Source organism: Psychrobacter sp. PP-21 (assembly GCF_033790785.1).
Classification (GTDB): domain Bacteria; phylum Pseudomonadota; class Gammaproteobacteria; order Pseudomonadales; family Moraxellaceae; genus Psychrobacter.
In genome coordinates this window covers 1-18294 of the sequence record NZ_JAMYEB010000022.1, presented here as the reverse complement: position 1 = coordinate 18294, position 18294 = coordinate 1, and the positions used below count along the sequence as shown (strand labels likewise).

Below are 18294 nucleotides of genomic sequence, written 5' to 3'. Positions count from 1 at the left end.
ATGAAAGACTGATTCAAAGTCACTATACTTGGCGTCTTTTATTTGTTTATTGAAAAAATTATATAAGATAACAACGAAATTAATTGAATTAGGAAGTTATATGAGTACCAGTAATATTGTCCAAAAACTTTGGAACCTATGTGATGTCCTGCGGGATGATGGCATCAATTACAGTGATTATGTGACCGAGCTAGTATTGCTGCTATTCATTAAAATGGAATATGAAAATACTGAGCAAGGTGTATTGGTCAGTCATAAGCTACCTGAGGAATGCCGTTGGACAGATATCAACGAGTTATCTGGGCTCAATCTGCTAAATAAATATAAACAAGTGCTGCTCGATCTATCAAAAAGCGACGACCAGTTAGTTGCTACTATCTATAACGATGCCTTTACCCGTATAAGAGAGCCGCGTCACTTAGAGCAGCTCGTAAAAAGCTTAGACTCTCTAGATTGGTTCAGTATTCAAAACGATGGTTTGGGTGACTTATACGAAGGTCTGCTAGAAAAGAACGCAACTGAGACCAAGTCAGGCGCAGGTCAGTATTTCACTCCGCGTGTGTTGATTGATAGTATCGTTAGATGTACCAAGCCACAGCCAGGTGAGATTATTCAGGACCCTGCAGCAGGTACCGCAGGTTTCTTAATCGCAGCGGATACTTACATCAAATCTAAGACTGATGATCTGTTTGATCTGAGTCCAGAGCAGGCAAAATTTCAAAAGACCAAAGCCTTTGTCGGTGTTGAGCTAGTGCCCAATACGCGCCGTCTTGCTCTAATGAATTGTATGCTACATGGCATGGAAGGCGATAATGAAGGCGTTATTCATCAAGGTAATGCTCTTGGTGAAGCGGGTGCTAGCCTGCCTCGTGCCGATGTCATCCTAGCCAACCCACCATTTGGTACTTCGAAAGGCGGTGATGCTAGTATCACTCGTGACGATCTAACCTACAAAACCAGTAATAAGCAGCTGGCTTTCTTACAACATATCTATCGCAATCTAAAGCCAGGCGGGCGAGCGGCAGTGGTCTTGCCTGATAACGTACTGTTTGAAGCGGGTATCGGTACCGAAATTCGCCGCGATCTAATGGATAAGTGTAATTTGCACACCATCTTACGTTTGCCTACAGGTATTTTCTATGCCGCCGGAGTAAAAACCAACGTTTTATTCTTTACCAAAGGTACGGCGTCTAACCCTGACCAAGATCAAAACTGTACTGAGAATGTCTGGGTCTATGACTTGCGTACCAATATGCCAAGCTTCGGCAAACGTACGCCGTTTAGTCAGCAGCACCTACAACCATTTGAAGCGCTATACGGTGAGGATGCGAACGGTACCAGTCCGCGCATAGAGGGCGACTGGTCATTTGCTCCTGAAGATGATGGAGATAAGAATGAGACGGCTGAGCAAGATATGGAAAACAGCCGCTGGCGGGTGTTTAGTCGTGACTGGATAGCGACAGAGAAGGGCGATAGCTTAGATATTAGCTGGATACGCGATAGCGACAATATCTCAGCCGAAGACTTACCCGAGCCGCATGTATTGGCGGGTGAAGCGATGACTGAGCTGACCGAAGCGCTGCGTCAATTGGATGAGCTTATGCAGGCATTGGGTGAGGATGATGAAGCCAGTGCTCAGAAGAAGTTGCTACTTGACGTGTTAGGTTTGGATAGTGAGGTGCATCAATGAGTGAATTAGCATTGCCTGAGGAGTGGATTGAAACCAAACTCTCAAGTATTTACACTAAAATCGTGGGCGGAGGCACTCCTAGTAAGTCTAATCCAAGTTATTTTGAGGGTGAAATCCCTTGGATGTCAGTGAAAGACATGAAAGGTTATACACCTAAAGATACTCAAGATCATATTACGCAAGAAGCCATAGAAAACAGTGCAACTAACTTAATTCCTGAGGGCGTGCCAATTATAGCTACTAGAATGAGCCTTGGTAAAGTTGTAGTAGTAAATTTTGATACTGCAATTAATCAAGATTTAAAAGCTATTTTTTTACCAGAACATGTAATTAACTCATATTTTGTCTATTGGTATCGTTCAAAAGACAATCTTATTATTTCATTAGGTACAGGTACTACTGTTAAGGGTATACGTTTAGATAACTTAAAAAACCTTAGTTTTACTCTGTGCTCTCTGAATGAACAACAAGAAATAGTTAAACGTTTAGATAAGCACCTAACAACCGTCTCTCAAATCAAAGCCCGACTCGATGCCATACCTAAGTTGATTGAGAAGTTTCGACAGTCTGTTTTGAACGATGCGGTTAGTGGTGCACTTTGTAATAATCAAAATGTGAATAGTTCTATAGTTAGTGAACTATGCGATTTTCAAAATGGGTTTGCATTTAAGAGCGGATGGTTTTTGAAACAAGGAAAATTCCAAGTCATTAAATTAGGAAACATAAGGGAAAATAGATTAGCTATTGAAAACTCTCCAGCATTTCTAGATGAAAATATAGGTAAGGATCATAGTAAGTTTTGTGCTAATAAGAATGACATACTAATTAGTATGACAGGAACTAGGTTCAAAAGAGACTATGGATTTAGTTGTTTAGTTACAGAAAGTGAAAAATTCTTAATTAATCAGCGTGTAGGTCGCTTCATTGTAAATGAGGAAAAGATAATACATAAATATCTTTTATTAATATTAAGATCTAACGGATTTCGAAATGATTTTTTCGAAGGTGAAACTGGAGGTGTCAATCAAGGGAATGTAGGTTCAAATCACATTAAGAATATTTCCATAAATTATCCTGATATTTCAACTCAAGAAAAAATCGTTAATAAAACTGAAGTATTATTCTCTTTTGCCGACCAAATAGAAAAAAGCGTAGCCACTGCCAAAGCCCGAGTCGATCATTTAACCCAGTCTATTTTGCATCAGGCCTTTACGGGCAATTTGACCGCTGAGTGGCGCGAGCAAAATCCTGAACTGGTCAGCGGTGACAATAGTGCTGAGGCGTTATTGGCTAAGATTAAGGCTGAGAAGCAGGGTGGTGGTAAGAAGAAATCTAGTAAGGAATAGATAACTATTTATTGGACAATTATAACTATCCATTAATAGCTATCTTTGGTTTAAACTTATAGGGAGTAACTATGAGCTTCTTTGGAATGCTGTTTTCAGGACTAGGGTCCATCATTAGTTCCGCTGTAGATATCGTTTCTGAAGTTGTCTCAACCGTTACTTCGATATTTTCATCTAGAAAGATCGAACCCAAGACCGTTTATCAAGAGCGCAACAGAAAACAAGATCAGATTCATGATTTAAACGCAGAGGTACTACGTTTAAGAGAGCGGTATGTAGATGTTGGTTATTTGAGTGACGCTGAAAAAAGGCGGCTTAGGATTCTTAATGAAAGACGCCAAGAGCTAAAGTCGGGTATAGATGAGCAAAGGCAGGTTATAGCTGCCGATACTTTCTTACAAAATGAAGCTTTAATCAACAAAGTAGAGATTGATTTAGAAACTACCCATGTTTTGCAGTGGAATGCTTTTGCGGATACTTTGGGTAAGACCTGCCCAAAATGTGCGAGAGTGATGAAGTTGCAATGGAGTCGCGATCTGGAGCAAGTAAGACCAAATGATTTTTTTTGGGGGTGTACAGGGTGGTACTTCATAGATAAAAACATCCGACTTTGTAACTATAGAGAGCGTCTGACAAAACAAGATTATTCATTACTGACAGATACTAGCGCTCCTGAGTTCAGTTTAACAGCTGATGAGTTCACAACCATTATTCAGGATGAAGATACTTCAAAATTAATCACTGAAAGGATGGATGATTTACAGTCTGATCTAAAGTCGCGTAGCGAGGGCATAAATATAGTATGTTGTCCCATTCATGCTGAACCTATGGTATTACAGAAAAAAAAGAATGGGGTAGGTCTGTTAGATCAATATTATTTGCGCTGCAAACACTGGAAGCCAGACAATAAAGGCTGTACTTATATAGAAAAACTTAAGTCAGGTTCGCAGTTGGCAGCTTTGTTAAAGAATAAAACAGGTAATGGTCTTCTGTAATGATAGTTTGAGCTAATATAAATGGATTTTTCAGCTAAAGAGAATGACGTGTGGACGCTTTTGATAAAGTTAAAAATTACGATATCGAAGAGGTTTCGATAAAGTTACTGCTACCGTTTAAGTTCTCTGACACATTAACTGACGTTAGCGACCGAATAGAGCAGTTTGCCTTGGCTAAATTAGCGCAGAGCCGACTACCATTATTGACGATTGATAGTAGTAGTTTTGTCGGTAACAGTGGTTTATGGAAAAAAATTCAGTTTGACGACTCAAGCTTATCCAGTGACTTGTATCCCCATGTGGCTCGCATATTAACTACAAAAGACATGGATGTTGAACTATCGAAAAGTTATCAGCTGTCCATAGGCGCTGCTGATATATTAAACCAATATCATAATACTGATGGGACAAGTCCTGGGCTAGCACTGAGATTGTCTGACGATGCGCTAAAGCGTTTCGATGATTCAGCTGAGTCTATATCTGTTATCCCATGGCGCCTTGGCAATCAATCGATTCGTCTGAATCTATATAACTTGGGTATAGGTGTGTTTGAAGTCGATGCCGTACCTTGTCGTAATTTCATAAAACGCCATGGCTTTAATGGTTTGCAAGAGTTCGTAAATGGTATTACTCGAGTCAAGCATAAGAGTTCAGATAGTAGATTAGGGGCTATGATATACCGTTCTCAAGTAGAAGGAGAGCCAGATAATAGTTTTGAGCTTTTTAACTTAATTGGGGCCTGTGTTGGCTTAAGTAGTGAGGGTAGCGTAAGCTCAGATTTCGAATCTTATATGGGTGCTTTTGAACCTTTAAGTTTGAACAGGTATTTTAGTTATACAGCCCTAAGACTGCATAACTCGATCGAACTATCGGACAATCAAAGAATATCTGAGGCTGACGCTATTGGCTTGGTGAAATGTCTGGCACACCGGCAAACCAAAGATCATAGAGCTACTAGGCTAGTTGATAATAGTGAGAATGCTTTTACACCTTTTCAAAATATCACTTATTACACCTGCATTGAAGGTGGCGCTGTAGTACTTACATCAGATTCTGCAGAAGAAGATGTCACCTTTGTATCTAGTTTTATAAGTAGCAAACTAAAAACAGCCTACTGGCCAATGACGTTGATAGCCTATATTGAGTTTATCTATCTGTTTAAGTTAAATGGTGATATCAATCCTAGTATAAGATTTGATGAAGGCAATAAAGATACCATCGAAATTTTGAAAACTTATAGGCAGCAGATTCTACAATTTCGGTTGCAGTATCGGTTTGCCCAAGCCAGTCATTTACAGCTGCATAATACCTATTACAATAATTGGCGACTGACATTTGAAAGCGAAAAGCTAATGGATGAGTTGGTTGAAGACCTGACTCAAGTTAATAGTTATTTGAGCTCTGCTATGGAGGCAATAGAAGTAGATATAGAGAAAAGACATAATAAAAATATAGGTACTTTGGGTATTTTTGCCACCGGTATGTTATCGCTCTTGAGCCTCTGGGGTACTAATTTTACGTATTTTCAGAATATTGAAACTAAGGATGTAATCACAGCTAATACAACTGTAGGAGGAGTGGTATTGACTATTGTTGCAATGCTAATATATCGACACCTCGATAAAGTTTGTTATTGGTTTAAGAAAATATTTTTTGGCATAATCGCCAAACTTAGGGTGAGAGAATAAAAAATGCTTTATTACAAGAAATTCATCTAGGCTTGCAAGAAATTTGTCAATGCGAGCCTCATTTATACCAAAGATAGATGAGTTTATTATTACTTCCAAAGCGCTAGAACATGTCTGTATGTTTGAAAGTAGCGATAAAGGTGAGAATGTATCCTAAGTGAAAGTATAGTCAAACAAATTGAAAAAATTCAAAGGTGAAATGAAAAATTACAGCCTAAAATAAATTAGACTGTAAAAGATGAATACTCACTAATCTATAGGCAGAATGGTGATCAATTTATTCAAACTCGCAGGCAATAGTTCTTGTTTGCGGTGTATAGACTGCGCCCATGTTTATCATGTCTCCCCAGTTATCCACAGTACGGGTTTTGAAATTCGGCCAGATGGTCATTACATTGGCGCTAGATGAGAATTTAAGGCTTTCAACGCCGCCGTGCGACTCCCTTCTATATTTGTAAGTATACTGCTTTAAAGGCTGACCACGGTATTTTACACCGTCCTCGAATATCACTTTGTACTCACCAAAGTCACCAGCCAATTCATTATCGTAAAAATCTCTATATCTAATCTCTTTGATCATGTCACGATATTCTGGTAACCATTCAGATCTAGGTTTGACGAAATTATCATACCCTTTTTTACCTTGAAAACTCTCGGTAAATACGGACAAGTTTTTCCTTACACCGTTGTAAGCTGGGTTTTCACCCGAGCAAGCGTCTTCCATCCCACCGAATAAGTAAACCATATCCTTACTTGTAATAGTGTTTGATGCTTTTGGGGCGATGGTGGTAGACGTTTTGGCATTGTTGGCAGAGCTTACTGCTTTATTTTTATTACCTAAGAAAGATTCATCAATACCTTTTTGTACACCTATCGCAAAACTATCAACAAGACTCAAGGCTCCTTTCCCTACGGTACTACCTATCGTTTTGCTTTCGGTACAGCCAGATAATGCTATAAAGCTGCTAATAACCAACACAGATAACGTATTTTTTGATTTCATCGTTCATTCCGTTAAGTTTAAAATTAAAAAGATATTAAAGATCAAAGGTGCAAGTAATATCATTATAGTCAGCATCTAAAGCTCTTAAGTCCATAAGGGCGCTACTATAATCAGATTCAAAGAACTTATCCAAGCTTTTGGCAATACCAACATCACTTGAGGTACCTGCATTGGCATGATCTATGATTGAGTAGATATAAAGCGGTTGATACCCTGGCTTTTGCCATTTATAAAATTGTTGTGAAAATAGCTCGTTTTCGCCTGTGTCGCAGTTCGATTTCACTCGGGTAAGCTCGCTGGCTCTAAATATGTCTTCGAGTTTATATACAGCGCTGCCAGTCTCATCTTCCATAACCGCTTGACCTGAACCAATAGTTATTATCTCTGGCTGCTTTTTGGTACCATAAACTACCATGCCACCATAATCGTCAAGACCTCCTCTAATAGAATAACTAGGATCCTCGGGTGAGTATTCGTTCTTGGTAGGCGTTTTGCTATACCACTCCTTAATATCAGGAGTATCTGCTAGCGAATCCCAACTCCAATCTGTATTAGATTTCAATGCCAAATAGTCAGTAACGTTAGCAAATCTAGGCGGGTTTTCGTCAATAACTTCGACAGTTTCTACTTCTTCAGTCTCTACTACAGGTTCAGCAATAGTCGTTGAATCAGTAGCGACTATTTCTGCAGGCACTGTTTCTTCAGGAGTAGTGACCTCTGTCGTTTCCTCCATTGAAGGGGTTTCAGAACATCCCGATATAGCCATTAAGCTACTTATTGCGAATATAGATAAAATATGATTGGCCTGCATAAAAAGTTCCTTAAAATTAAAAAGATGTTAAATCGTGATACTAAAGACACAGATTAAGAGAAGTAGTTTGAGCTGCTAAAGCAGTATCAATCTATTGACAGGCTATCTTTTTATCTGATTTATTAATGCATATCTGTTTCTGATTGATGGTCGCAACTTGTGCTGTACCCTCATTAAAAATAAAATAAGTGGCCCCCATAAAATTAGAACTATATCGTTCGACATTACTATCAGAGTATTTAAAAGGAATCACAGTTTTGTTTGCACCATTAATAAACCCCCATTTACCATCTTTTAATACACCAGCGAGACCTTCACTAAACGGACGTATTTCATCGTATACGAAAGGTACAGCGACTTTACCAGTTTTGGTAATATAGCCCCATTTCTTACCTTTTTTCATACCAACTAAGCCTTGAGAGAAGCCATAAACGCCGCCAAAATTACCATCTATACCGTCATATTGAGGTGTAATAACTTCTTTACCGTCTTTATTAATAAAGCCCCATTTATAAGACTTTGACATTACGGGTGCCATACCTTCACTAAATGACTCTATAGAAGAGTATTTATTAGCAAAGGGCATGACAATTTTGTTTGACGTATCGATAATACCCAGTTTGCCGTTTTTAGAGACTAATATACGCCCGTCAGATACGGGCTCAGACCATGACTCATCGTATTTATCATTAGGGTCTCGCATATTGTCGTAGATGGCTGGTACCACAAGCTTACCTCGGGTATTCATATAGCCGACTTTGTTGTTTTTCATCACTGCAAAGACGCCATTGCTAATACCGTAGTAGTCTACATCGTCATAGCCTTTTGAGCTTACTAGCGCTTTGCCTTGCTCATCTAATAAGGTTCTAACACTATAATCAGAGTTGTACCCGACAAAGTATTTGCTATCTGCGGTACAAGCAATTTCAGCATAATTTGTCTTAGGCGGTTTACAGTTATCTACGTAAGCCTGAGCGGGAAGAATAAACGTAGCAAAAGTTAGTACAGTGGCTAGGGGTAGCAAACGGGTAGGGGGCAAAGTCATGAGTTGCATTCCTTATAATTAAAGCTTTTGTTGATCTCGATTTGTATTTGAAATTATATCGACTAATTTGGCATCTAAATATCGATCCGACGAACGGTAGTTTCTGGTAAAGCCTTAGCAAATAAGGGCTTAAATCAGAAAAGGTTTAGATGACTATTCCTATTGAATGAGAACATCGCTCTAAACAACTAAATACTTTAGAGGTTTTCTTGTAGTCTAGTTATACATTGAATCTAGTACATCTAAGGTGCTGGCATAGTCTTCACGTTTCAGCTCTTTGCCATTCTTATCAATAGTAATAGCCGTTACTTGTCCATTTTCGCCCTCTTGATAAACATCTATAGTGCCATTCTCAAAGTAGCCACCGATGACATCGGGAGAATCCCCACCTGGATCAACGAAGACGCCATCATATTTGGGTTCAATGATGACTTTGCCTAAGGTATCAACAAATCCCCACTTGGCGTTTTCATAGTCGCCTTTAGCAACAGCAGCTCGTCCTTCAGCGAAATGCATTGTTTGATCCCAGATTGGGGCAATGACTTCTTTACCTTTTGTATTAATGAAGCCTTGCTTATCTGAATTCATTGGACTAAAGGATGCTAGGCCTTCTTTAAAATCACCAAGGTGGCTGTATTTAAACTCAAGTACCACTTTACCAGAACGATCAATCGCACCATATTTATAATCTTTCGATACTGTGGCAATGCCATTAATAAAGTCGCTAGCGCTGTCAAATTCAAAGGGGATTACAGCTCTGCCTTCTTTGTCCATATATCCCCATTGGTCTTTATTTAAAATAGCGACCAAGCCTTCGCTAAAGTTTCTAGCATCTAACATCCAGCCATAATCTGCTTCGATACTCACCGGAATCACAAGCTCACCTGAGCCATTAGTGTATCCAAGGTAATAGCCTCCGTCAGAGTCAGACTTTAGATTCTTTTTGAGTAGATAGGCCATACCCTCATGGAACGTGCCGCAGAAATCATATTCTGCTTTTGCAACGATTTTACCTTCGTTGTTTTTGAACCCGCATTGTTCTGAGTACTCACCATTGGGGACTACGTATTGAACCAGTTTAGAAACAGAATCTATGGTTGATGTCTCTTCCGTTTCTGGTGCTACTTCTATATTTGGCTCTATATTTGACGCATCTTCTACGTTGGTTGATTTGATACTGATATCGTCGTTAGCATTTCTAGTATTTGGAACAGACTCGCTTTTACTACAACCAATAAATAAGAGACTTGTTATAACTGTTAAGGTAATCACCTTTTTTCGTAACATCCTAGTGGTCCTTTTTACTTTCTAATATTGTTTGTTCAAAACACAGTAATGATGTAGGAATATATGTTTTAATAAACAAATTTTTAATGAAGATACGTCAGAAATTAGAATTACTTGTTGTATGTTTTAATGAGCACTGGCCTAAAGTTCACAGTTTAGACTTCTTTCTTTAGCGTTATAGGTAGCGCCACTATTGTACATACCTCCCATACCTTCGACTTTGCGAGTTTTAAAGTTTGAGACAACTGCGGTAACGTTCGCAGATTGAGCAAAGACTAATTTTGCATGAGCGCCTTCAGTTCCCTCACGGTAGCCAATCTCTATAGCTTTTAAGGGTTGTTTTCTATAATAGGCATTCTTCAATGGCAGTGAGAAAGTTACATAGGATCCATCTGTACTTTTTATAACATTTTGAATCTGATCACGATATTCTGGTGACCATTGTGAATAAGGCTGGGCACGTGAGTTATCCATATCAATCACGGTGTCTTTAAAGGCATAATAACGATCTGAAATTTTGTTATATGGTGCGATGCTACCTTGACAACCATCTTCCATCCAACCCATTAAAAAAACCATATCTGTCGGAGGAATCGAAGCAGCATTCTGATTTTGAGACTGTACTGAAGTAGATGTGTTTATACTGGTGTTAATATCTTTGACTATGGTAGAGACGCCTTGACCAACAGATGTACTAAAATCCTTTGTTAATGTGCTTAATTCTGCACAGCCTGATAAATTTGCCATGGCTACTAAGCTAGCACTCAAAAGAAAAAATTTGTTCTGATACATAACATATGTCCGATGAAATAAAATGGTTACATATTAGCAACAATCTATTGTATATACAAACATTAGTTCAATATAAAAATGAAGTTCATTTGAACGAAAACCTCAGCAAATGTAACCTAGAAAATTATTTTATAGGTAGTCAGATATACTAGCCTTTATGACAAACATATAGGCTTACCATCATGACTGCTCCTGCTCCTGCTCCTGCTCCTCTTGACCATTGTCCTTTAAAAGAAACTCCTTCTATTGCACAGACCTGTGCAATTACCTTTCTAGGAAATGCCAGTAATAACCTGCAGCAAGACGCTTTTTTCTTTTTAGATAATTGGTATCAAGAAGATCTAGGTGTGATGGCAGTGACACCAGTTGCATTACGATTTTGCCTAGCAGTGTCTGATGGCGTGGCAAGCTCTAATCACTCGCAGCACTGTTCAAAAGCGGTGGTAAAAGCAATCAGACGGTTGTGGGTTAATCAGAAGAGTATTACTTCAGAAGATATTTATCAGCTGATTAATCAAACCAAGCATTCATCTAAGCGTCATGGTGCCGCGGCAACCCTCGCAATGGTGGTTGGAGAGTTAAATAGTGATGGAACAATAAAGGCAACGATAACGCATGTGGGTGACAGTCGTGTTTATTGTCTGCCTAAAGGCGCGACACAATGGCAGTGTCTGACACGCGATCATAATCTATTGAATGAGCTCATTGACCAGAAAGCGCAAGAGCAAGGTCGCCAAGCGAAGTTCGCTGACTATAACCGAGAAGGAATGGCGGGGAGTCTATATAGTATTACTGAATGCTTTGCATTAACGGCTGATGACAGTTATCTAAGCAGTGAAGCACCAAAAGACAGCTCTTGCAAGATTGATATTAATAGTGGCGACTGTCTCTTGGTTTGTACGGATGGTATTCATGACTTGGTGCCGAGTCGTCATTGGCAACTTGTCAATGCTGAAACCGATTTACAAGCTTGGCTAATCAATCTTAAGAATCAAGTTTATGACTCCGATGGCAATGCTTATGACAATGGCACTGCAATTTTGGTTCGTTTTGATTGAAAATGTATTTTAATAATAAATTGATTACTTCATCAGTCTAATAGAGAAGCTACTATGCCTGCACATCCTATCGCCAGCTATACAAAGTCAACACGTCTGTTTGCTTTATATCAAAGCCTTCCTCGGAGTGAAGCGGATGCTGTGTCACTAACGGAGCTTATGCAAAACTACGGTGATAATGATGACAATTATACAAATGAGCGCAAAAACTTAGAGAACGATCTGATTGGCTTAAACCAAGTCTTTAACGATATTTTCTATAGTGACGCATTAATTCGGGTGCCAGCATGGGGCAAGAATATCAGTGGCAAGACAGCAAGGTTTTATATTGAATCCAGCTTTAGCATCGATGTTATTAACGAGCAAACTTTGTTCTTTTGGGAGATACTGGATAAATATACCGCAAACTACTTACCAGTATCTTTTAAACAAGGAATCACAGACAAGCTCACTCAATTACGTCGACAGGATAAAGATAAATTTCACCAAAGTCCGCTAGGACAATGGCAAGATCATCTCATCACCTTACCTAGTATCGTGCAAGCGCCAAAGCTTGATAGTGAGGTGATTGGAAGTATTCATCAGGCTCTGCTACAGAATCGTCAATTACGAATAAGCTATCAAAATAAATGGGGGAAAAAACCAACTCAAAGAGTGGTTTATCCCAAAGGACTGATCTTTATTGACAATATGATCTATCTCACAGGCTTCAATCCAGTAAATGATCATATCGATGATAATAAACTATTAGAGGAGCATCGCAACTTTGCGGTCAATCGTATTACCCGAGCTAGCGTAATAAATGAGCCAATACCTGACTGGGTAGGGCGTGACATTTTTACATTAGATAGCTTACAGAAGCTGGGCAAGCTAGAGTTTGGTAAAAATATTGAAATCAATTTGGTTTTAAAAGTACAGAAATTTGCCTGTCAGCATCTTTATGAGCGTCCCTTATCGATAGATCAGCAAATTACTATTATCGATGACACTTGGAATCAAGTCAGCGCTACAGTTGCTAATACGACTCGTTTGCAAGATTGGCTGGTAAGTATGTCGCAATTGTCGGTCGTCATTGAACCATCAGAGCTAAAGGCAGTTATTCTTGAACGCCTAGAAAGTGGGATGCAGCTTTATAACCGTAATTAACGATTTCACTTTAACGAGGAACCGAGTATGACAGCAGATAGTATTTTTGAAGATAAACAGACTTTAAAAAACGACATCAATGAAAAATGTAATGATGAGCTTCAGATAGAGCCCATACCTTTAACTGCTTTATATACGCCGCAGGCAGATAACTACCTCTTGTCTGAGGTTGGGTTTATTGTTATCGAAGATGGTTGGGATGAACAATCATTGCTAGATTTACAACAACAAGTCGGTTGCACATTGTTTGCGCTACAAACCACAGATAAGCACATTGATAGGTTCGAGGTTATAGACGGTATTATTGTTTGCAAAGCTGATGAAGTCGGGCAGGTAAAAACCGTGTTTGAATCAGTATTATCTGATCGTGATAAGGTTGGTATAGATGTTAATGACATCAAAAAATCTTGCGGGGCTGAAAAGCCTGCCAATTTTATACAGGCTAGGGCAACGGACATACTAGATTCAGAACAAATAAAGAGTACCGTTAATCATCTGCTCAATCAAATTCTTGAAGGTCTTAGTACCCAGTATATGATGCTTGATATTGAAAGCGATCGTAAGCTATCTCTTGATGAGTTCTTTAGCGTCACAACTGCTGTTGAAAGTTGGATTGCTGATGATGCAGAAGTGTTTTACGGCAATAGGATGATTGATAAACCTGACCATTGCTGGATGGGCGCGATATATGTGGCAGGTTAGCCTAGCATTAAATACAAATATAGTTTGAGCTACGTTGTGAGTGTGGCAGGTAGGCAAACGCTTATTGCCTAAAGTACAAGGAGTGCATGAAATGACAACGACAGATAAAGATTTGTTTGATGATTTTATTCAAGCTCAAGATGCTATCTATTCACAAGTGATTAAAGAGCTGACTCAAGGTCATAAGCGCACACATTGGATGTGGTTTATCTTTCCACAGGTGAAAGGGTTAGGGCATAGCAAAATGTCTCGACGCTTTGCAATAGAGAATCTGGAGCAAGCAAAAGCGTATTTGCAGCATGAGGTCCTTGGAATACGGTTAATAGAGTGTGCTGAATTATTGCAACTGCACCCTGATAAAAGCGCTTTAGATATCTTTGGTTCACCGGACAACTTGAAGCTGCAATCTTCGCTAACGTTATTCGCTTTTGCCGCTGGTAATAAGTGTGTATTTGAGCAACTCTTATATCAGTTCTACGCTGGCAGTTACGATATAAACACTATCAATATGTTAAAGCAAATCAATTAACAGAAATATAAGTGAATAAAATCGAGTGAGATTTTAAGAGGATAGATGAGTATGAGTACCGTGCAAAGTTTGATAAATGATGTGAGGCAAAAGATTAATGCTTTAGAGACTGCGCAAGCACTTTATAGCCGTCAATTGTCTCCAGACTTCAGTACTTTTGATTATATTAGTACCGATGAGTTAGGACTTAGTCGTATTTTGGCAGCTCTGCTTGATCCAAATGGCAGTCATGCTCAACAGGAAAGCTTTTTAAGGTTGTTTATTGAGCATTGTTTACCTGTTATATATAAAGACGATAACTGGCAGGTTTTTCTTAATAACCTTGAGAAAACAGAAGTTTTTCTTGAAGAGATAACGGGAAAAAGTAACACCCAGCGTCGTATGGATATTTACTTAAGATGTCAGGTAGGTGATGACAGCTATGGTATTTGTATCGAAAACAAACCTTATGCAACAGATCAGCTTGACCAAATGAAAGATTACGCTACTGAACTTGAAAATAGAAAACACAAGCATTGGCATCTTGTTTATCTAAACGAAAATAATGACGTACCAAGCGAATATAGCGTTGATACTACAACTTTAGAAGATTGGATAATCGGTAATCAATATAGTCATCTTAGATTTAGCGGTCTGATTAGTTGGCTCAAAGCGTGTCAAGTAGAATGCCAAAATCATAGTGTCAGTGAATTTATGGCACAGCTAACTAAGTTTATTCAAAAACATTTTATGGGGATAGAAGATATGAATGAAGACAACGCAATTTTAGATATCATTAAACAGAATGCAGCTACTATTGATGCCAGTATCAAGGTATCTAACACTGTAGATCGAATGAAGAAAGAGCTGATAGCTAAGCTAAAAATAGATTTATTAGCAAAATATAAAAAAACTGATTACGAATTAGATACTAGTTATATCGGCGAGGGCAGAAGGTACGAACAGATTAGATTCATAATTCCTGGCTATAATAAGGCATGGGTTTGTTTCGAGTTTGATAATGCAGGGTTTGATCGTCCAATCCTAGGAATTAAGTTCACTTCTGTAGAAGCCGCCAAAGCGTGTCCACATGCAGAAAGTATGAAAACGGTACTGAATACGATGCTAACTGATAAAAAAGTGAGCTCTTCTGCTCAGTGGCCTGCTTACTACTACTTTGATCCGCAAGACTGGAAAGGTTCGAGTGAGGCATGGTTAATGATAAATGAAGGCACGATGGGCGATAAAATCTTGGAAGAAATGGACACAGTGTTTCAGGTTTTAAATGATAACCATCTATTGAATGAAAAGTTATAATTATAAATGAGTATACCCATGAAATATCAGCTCGATAACTCGCAAATAGACGATACCCCTTGTGCTGCTTTATATCGATCAAACACAGAGTGTTTTCCACCAGCTATCATTAGTTGTTTTATTATGAACGATGAATGGAGTGAGCAGGCACTGTTTGAGCTAAAACAGAAAGTAAAGGCTGATATTTTAGTAGGTTTACAAACAGATGATCATAACTATGAAAGCTTAGATATTGTAGAAGCAGTCATTAAGTGTCAGCCTAATGAAGTAAATGATGTCGTCGAACTGCTTGATGTAGCTTCTGCAAGTACTATCATCGGCATAGATATGGCAGATGTTATAGACTTGCTTGAGTGTGGTAATTCCTTTCAGTTTGTGCACTCAAGTGCTACAGGTGAGGCTGAGTTAGATATGGTAAAAACAGCTACATACCAGCTAATTGGCCAACTTGAAAAAGCTTGTGATACCAAAGGGGTGTTGATTGGCATGGAGAGCGAGCAAAGCTTACCAATAGAAGCTTTTGCTTACATAGGAGATGCTGTCGAAGGATTATTATCTAATACTGGTGAGTCTATATATTATCGATCAAGTATGACTGATGAGCCTAACTCGTTTCAGTTAAAAGCGATATATGTTGAGGATTGAATAGGCTTAGACCTAAGCGTTAGTCTATAATTAAATCACTACTCTTGATGTTTCCAGTTTTCTTGGTTCAATGGCATTTGGTTGAGTAAATCTCGTCTAGATCGCCAATCAGGCATGTGAGTGTCGAACAGGGCCTTAAATCTATCGTTGTGCTGCCGTTATTTGAAGTGTAGCAATTCATGCAAAATTATATACCCCAAACAAAGCAGTGGTTTCTAGCTAGGTCTAAGTTAAGTTTTATACTGCCTTCTTGTATATTACAGCTGTAAAATGCCTTCTCCTTGAGCAATTTGGATTAAATGTTACTGCAGTGAATGGAGATTCAAATTGCTCAAGAAGAAGGCTTAATCCGACAAGGCATTATTGATAAGTTCCAAGAAGTGAACGGCTTCAATGTAATTACCTTATCCACGGTGACCGTTGGCTTTGGTATGAATATCCAAAAAGTGAATCATATGATCCACTATACACGTAGTTGGAACCCAGCCAAGGAAGATCAAGCAACTGATAGAGCCTACCGAATTGGGAAAGATAAAGAGGTTTACGTGTACTATCCACCTATTGCAGCAACTGGTTTTGAGACGTTTGAGATTAAACTGGACAAGCTATTATCAAGTAAGCATAGTCTTGCTTATGATATGTTGAAACTAAATGTAGAGCTCACTCAAGAACTTATTCAGTCAATTTATTGAGTAAGCTTTTCAACAGAAAAAGTAGTTGAATACAGAGTATTAATAAATTTCTTATATAGAAAACATACAAATGGTTCAAGTTTTTATAAAAACATGAACCATTTTAATTAGAGGTGAATAAATGAGTCAAAATTCAGAAATAGATAGTTCTAAATCATATTGGTTTGTTGGTTCTACATACGATGGTAAAGACCATACTGAGCGATTTATTGAAGAAGGTATTTGGGAGTTACATCCTAAAGCCAAACCGATTGACTCAATAAAGTTTATGAAGGCTGGTAAAAAAATTGCTATCAAATCAGCTTACACTCGAAAAAATGGATTGCCTTTTGATAACCGAGGTCATACCGTTTCTGTGATGGCAATCAAAGCGATAGGTACCGTAGTAGAAAACCTAGGAGATGGAAAAACCCTTAAAGTAAACTGGGATAAAGAAGCTACTTTAAGAGAATGGTATTTTTTCACCAGTCGCAATACGATCTGGGAGGTTACCCCAGATAGTTGGAGGAAGATTGATTTAGTAAACTTCACATTCCATGGAAAAGAACAAGATATCGACAGATTCCGTAATTATCCGTTCTGGCGTGAAAGATTTGGAGATAATATAGAAGAGAATTCTTCTTTTGGCTGGACAAGGTTTTATGAAGAGTTTTCGAATAAACTTCTTGCCTTTCGCTATCGCCGCGAGGAACTCATAGCCGGTATTCATAAGGTCTCTGAAAAAGTAGACGCTATGTCTGTTCTTGATGATCAGTATGAGGAGGGTATTGTAGGGGGCCCATTAAAAGATATATGTCCATTTACAGTCTTTGCTATCTTTAACCGTGGTCTGACTGATGAAAACCGAAAAATCATTGCTAAAGAGTTAGCTGATTTAATTGGAGTGTTAGAGCCAGTTCCAAAGTCGTTTGATGGCATTCCTCTCGTCAATAATCAGTCAGCCTGGTTTTTTGGCTATAGCTATAAGCGTCAGTCAGACGATATAGATAATCTATGGGAAGTCTTTGCTCGTGCCATATCATTTGCAGATTTAGAAGATGGAGATGAAGAGGTATTTGCCCACTTTGCCGATGCTTATGATACAGCAATGGAAGTTTATGGTGTGGCTTGGAACCTCACTATGGGGCTTTATTGGATTCGTCCCTGGAATTTCTTAACTTTAGACAGTCAATCCAAGAACTATATTAACAAAAAACTTAACATCGAGATTAATACCACTGGTCCTAATAAACGCTGCAGTTCTGATGATTATTTGGAGTTGATGGGGAGTATAGAAGCTCGCTTTCAAGAAGACGGCTATCCTGTACACTCTTTTCCAGAACTCTCACTTGCAGCATATAAGTATCAGCCCGATAGTTCGGAAAAATCAACTAAGAAGGGTTGGAGAGAGATAGTCCAATTTCAAGTAAAGCAGCTTTGTGATGAAAAGCAGTCTTACGAGTTGAACCGCCCCGGGATTGTCGGAGACTCAACATTCTGAGAGAATACGACAATGAAAACACGAAACTACACTCCTGAGATTAAAGAACGCGCCGTTCGCATGCTCATTGAATCAGCAAATGACTATCC

Annotated in this window: 17 protein-coding genes; 12 read left to right on the top strand and 5 right to left on the bottom strand. The window is 38.8% G+C overall.

The window, feature by feature from the left end; genetic code table 11:
• Window positions 1-100: 100 nt before the first annotated feature.
• The 4 genes from NJD71_RS12385 to NJD71_RS12370 all read left to right on the top strand — a co-directional run bounded on the left by NJD71_RS12385 (window position 101) and on the right by NJD71_RS12370 (window position 5719).
• Window positions 101-1690: a type I restriction-modification system subunit M gene (locus tag NJD71_RS12385; RefSeq protein WP_319052252.1), complete on the top strand. Its 1590-nt coding sequence runs from the start codon at window positions 101-103 to the stop codon at window positions 1688-1690.
• Window positions 1687-3036 carry a restriction endonuclease subunit S gene (locus NJD71_RS12380; protein ID WP_319052251.1) on the top strand — a complete coding sequence of 450 codons (1350 nt, stop codon included), beginning with the start codon at window positions 1687-1689 and terminating at the stop codon, window positions 3034-3036. Before NJD71_RS12385 ends, NJD71_RS12380 begins: the two co-directional genes overlap by 4 nt.
• 71 nt (window positions 3037-3107) lie before the next feature.
• A complete protein-coding gene (locus NJD71_RS12375; protein WP_319052250.1) occupies window positions 3108-4031 on the top strand; it encodes a hypothetical protein in 924 nt (307 codons plus the stop codon).
• Between the two features lie 50 nt (window positions 4032-4081).
• Entirely contained in the window at window positions 4082-5719 is a 1638-nt protein-coding gene (locus NJD71_RS12370; protein ID WP_319052249.1) for a hypothetical protein, read from the top strand.
• 277 nt (window positions 5720-5996) lie between these two features.
• Here the strand turns inward: NJD71_RS12370 and NJD71_RS12365 are convergent, their stop codons facing one another.
• The 5 genes from NJD71_RS12365 to NJD71_RS12345 form a co-directional block, all read right to left on the bottom strand.
• A complete protein-coding gene (locus NJD71_RS12365; protein ID WP_319052248.1) occupies window positions 5997-6722 on the bottom strand; it encodes a hypothetical protein in 726 nt (241 codons plus the stop codon).
• A 34-nt stretch (window positions 6723-6756) separates the two neighbouring features.
• Complete coding sequence (locus NJD71_RS12360; RefSeq protein ID WP_319052247.1) at window positions 6757-7533, bottom strand: hypothetical protein; 777 nt, start codon at window positions 7531-7533, stop codon at window positions 6757-6759.
• 91 nt (window positions 7534-7624) lie between these two features.
• The gene (locus tag NJD71_RS12355) at window positions 7625-8578 is read right to left on the bottom strand and encodes a WG repeat-containing protein (RefSeq protein WP_319052246.1); all 954 of its coding nucleotides are present in this window, start codon (window positions 8576-8578) and stop codon (window positions 7625-7627) included.
• A gap of 216 nt (window positions 8579-8794) precedes the next feature.
• On the bottom strand, window positions 8795-9865 hold the full coding sequence (locus NJD71_RS12350; protein ID WP_319052245.1) for a WG repeat-containing protein: 1071 nt from the start codon (window positions 9863-9865) through the stop codon (window positions 8795-8797).
• 141 nt (window positions 9866-10006) lie between these two features.
• The gene (locus tag NJD71_RS12345) at window positions 10007-10657 is read right to left on the bottom strand and encodes a hypothetical protein (protein ID WP_319052244.1); all 651 of its coding nucleotides are present in this window, start codon (window positions 10655-10657) and stop codon (window positions 10007-10009) included.
• 182 nt (window positions 10658-10839) lie between these two features.
• On the opposite strand from NJD71_RS12345, the gene NJD71_RS12340 reads away from it, so the two are divergent.
• The 8 genes from NJD71_RS12340 (at window position 10840) to NJD71_RS12305 (ending at window position 18205) form a co-directional block, all read left to right on the top strand.
• On the top strand, window positions 10840-11715 hold the full coding sequence (locus tag NJD71_RS12340; RefSeq protein ID WP_319052243.1) for a PP2C family protein-serine/threonine phosphatase: 876 nt from the start codon (window positions 10840-10842) through the stop codon (window positions 11713-11715).
• A gap of 54 nt (window positions 11716-11769) precedes the next feature.
• Entirely contained in the window at window positions 11770-12861 is a 1092-nt protein-coding gene (locus tag NJD71_RS12335) for a helix-turn-helix transcriptional regulator (RefSeq protein ID WP_319052242.1), read from the top strand.
• 27 nt (window positions 12862-12888) lie between these two features.
• Window positions 12889-13563 (top strand): hypothetical protein, encoded by a 675-nt coding sequence (locus NJD71_RS12330; RefSeq protein WP_319052241.1) that lies wholly within the window; start codon window positions 12889-12891, stop codon window positions 13561-13563.
• Between the two features lie 91 nt (window positions 13564-13654).
• Window positions 13655-14092 carry a DUF1810 domain-containing protein gene (locus NJD71_RS12325; RefSeq protein ID WP_319052240.1) on the top strand — a complete coding sequence of 146 codons (438 nt, stop codon included), beginning with the start codon at window positions 13655-13657 and terminating at the stop codon, window positions 14090-14092.
• A gap of 51 nt (window positions 14093-14143) precedes the next feature.
• Window positions 14144-15388: a PDDEXK-like family protein gene (locus tag NJD71_RS12320; RefSeq protein WP_319052239.1), complete on the top strand. Its 1245-nt coding sequence runs from the start codon at window positions 14144-14146 to the stop codon at window positions 15386-15388.
• An 18-nt stretch (window positions 15389-15406) separates the two neighbouring features.
• Entirely contained in the window at window positions 15407-16033 is a 627-nt protein-coding gene (locus NJD71_RS12315) for a hypothetical protein (protein ID WP_319052238.1), read from the top strand.
• A gap of 314 nt (window positions 16034-16347) precedes the next feature.
• Window positions 16348-16725 (top strand): C-terminal helicase domain-containing protein, encoded by a 378-nt coding sequence (locus NJD71_RS12310; RefSeq protein ID WP_319052237.1) that lies wholly within the window; start codon window positions 16348-16350, stop codon window positions 16723-16725.
• Window positions 16726-16846: 121 nt separating this feature from the next.
• Entirely contained in the window at window positions 16847-18205 is a 1359-nt protein-coding gene (locus tag NJD71_RS12305) for a hypothetical protein (RefSeq protein ID WP_319052236.1), read from the top strand.
• Window positions 18206-18294: the final 89 nt, after the last annotated feature.

Coding starts and splice junctions, on each gene's coding strand:
- NJD71_RS12340 (WP_319052243.1), top strand. CDS start 10,840: ATGACTGCTCCTGCTCCTGCTCCTGCTCCTCTTGACCATTGTCCTTTA.
- NJD71_RS12345 (WP_319052244.1), bottom strand. CDS start 10,657: ATGTATCAGAACAAATTTTTTCTTTTGAGTGCTAGCTTAGTAGCCATG.
- NJD71_RS12365 (WP_319052248.1), bottom strand. CDS start 6,722: ATGAAATCAAAAAATACGTTATCTGTGTTGGTTATTAGCAGCTTTATA.
- NJD71_RS12355 (WP_319052246.1), bottom strand. CDS start 8,578: ATGACTTTGCCCCCTACCCGTTTGCTACCCCTAGCCACTGTACTAACT.
- NJD71_RS12315 (WP_319052238.1), top strand. CDS start 15,407: ATGAAATATCAGCTCGATAACTCGCAAATAGACGATACCCCTTGTGCT.
- NJD71_RS12380 (WP_319052251.1), top strand. CDS start 1,687: ATGAGTGAATTAGCATTGCCTGAGGAGTGGATTGAAACCAAACTCTCA.
- NJD71_RS12330 (WP_319052241.1), top strand. CDS start 12,889: ATGACAGCAGATAGTATTTTTGAAGATAAACAGACTTTAAAAAACGAC.
- NJD71_RS12385 (WP_319052252.1), top strand. CDS start 101: ATGAGTACCAGTAATATTGTCCAAAAACTTTGGAACCTATGTGATGTC.
- NJD71_RS12320 (WP_319052239.1), top strand. CDS start 14,144: ATGAGTACCGTGCAAAGTTTGATAAATGATGTGAGGCAAAAGATTAAT.
- NJD71_RS12360 (WP_319052247.1), bottom strand. CDS start 7,533: ATGCAGGCCAATCATATTTTATCTATATTCGCAATAAGTAGCTTAATG.
- NJD71_RS12335 (WP_319052242.1), top strand. CDS start 11,770: ATGCCTGCACATCCTATCGCCAGCTATACAAAGTCAACACGTCTGTTT.
- NJD71_RS12305 (WP_319052236.1), top strand. CDS start 16,847: ATGAGTCAAAATTCAGAAATAGATAGTTCTAAATCATATTGGTTTGTT.
- NJD71_RS12375 (WP_319052250.1), top strand. CDS start 3,108: ATGAGCTTCTTTGGAATGCTGTTTTCAGGACTAGGGTCCATCATTAGT.
- NJD71_RS12310 (WP_319052237.1), top strand. CDS start 16,348: ATGGAGATTCAAATTGCTCAAGAAGAAGGCTTAATCCGACAAGGCATT.
- NJD71_RS12325 (WP_319052240.1), top strand. CDS start 13,655: ATGACAACGACAGATAAAGATTTGTTTGATGATTTTATTCAAGCTCAA.
- NJD71_RS12350 (WP_319052245.1), bottom strand. CDS start 9,865: ATGTTACGAAAAAAGGTGATTACCTTAACAGTTATAACAAGTCTCTTA.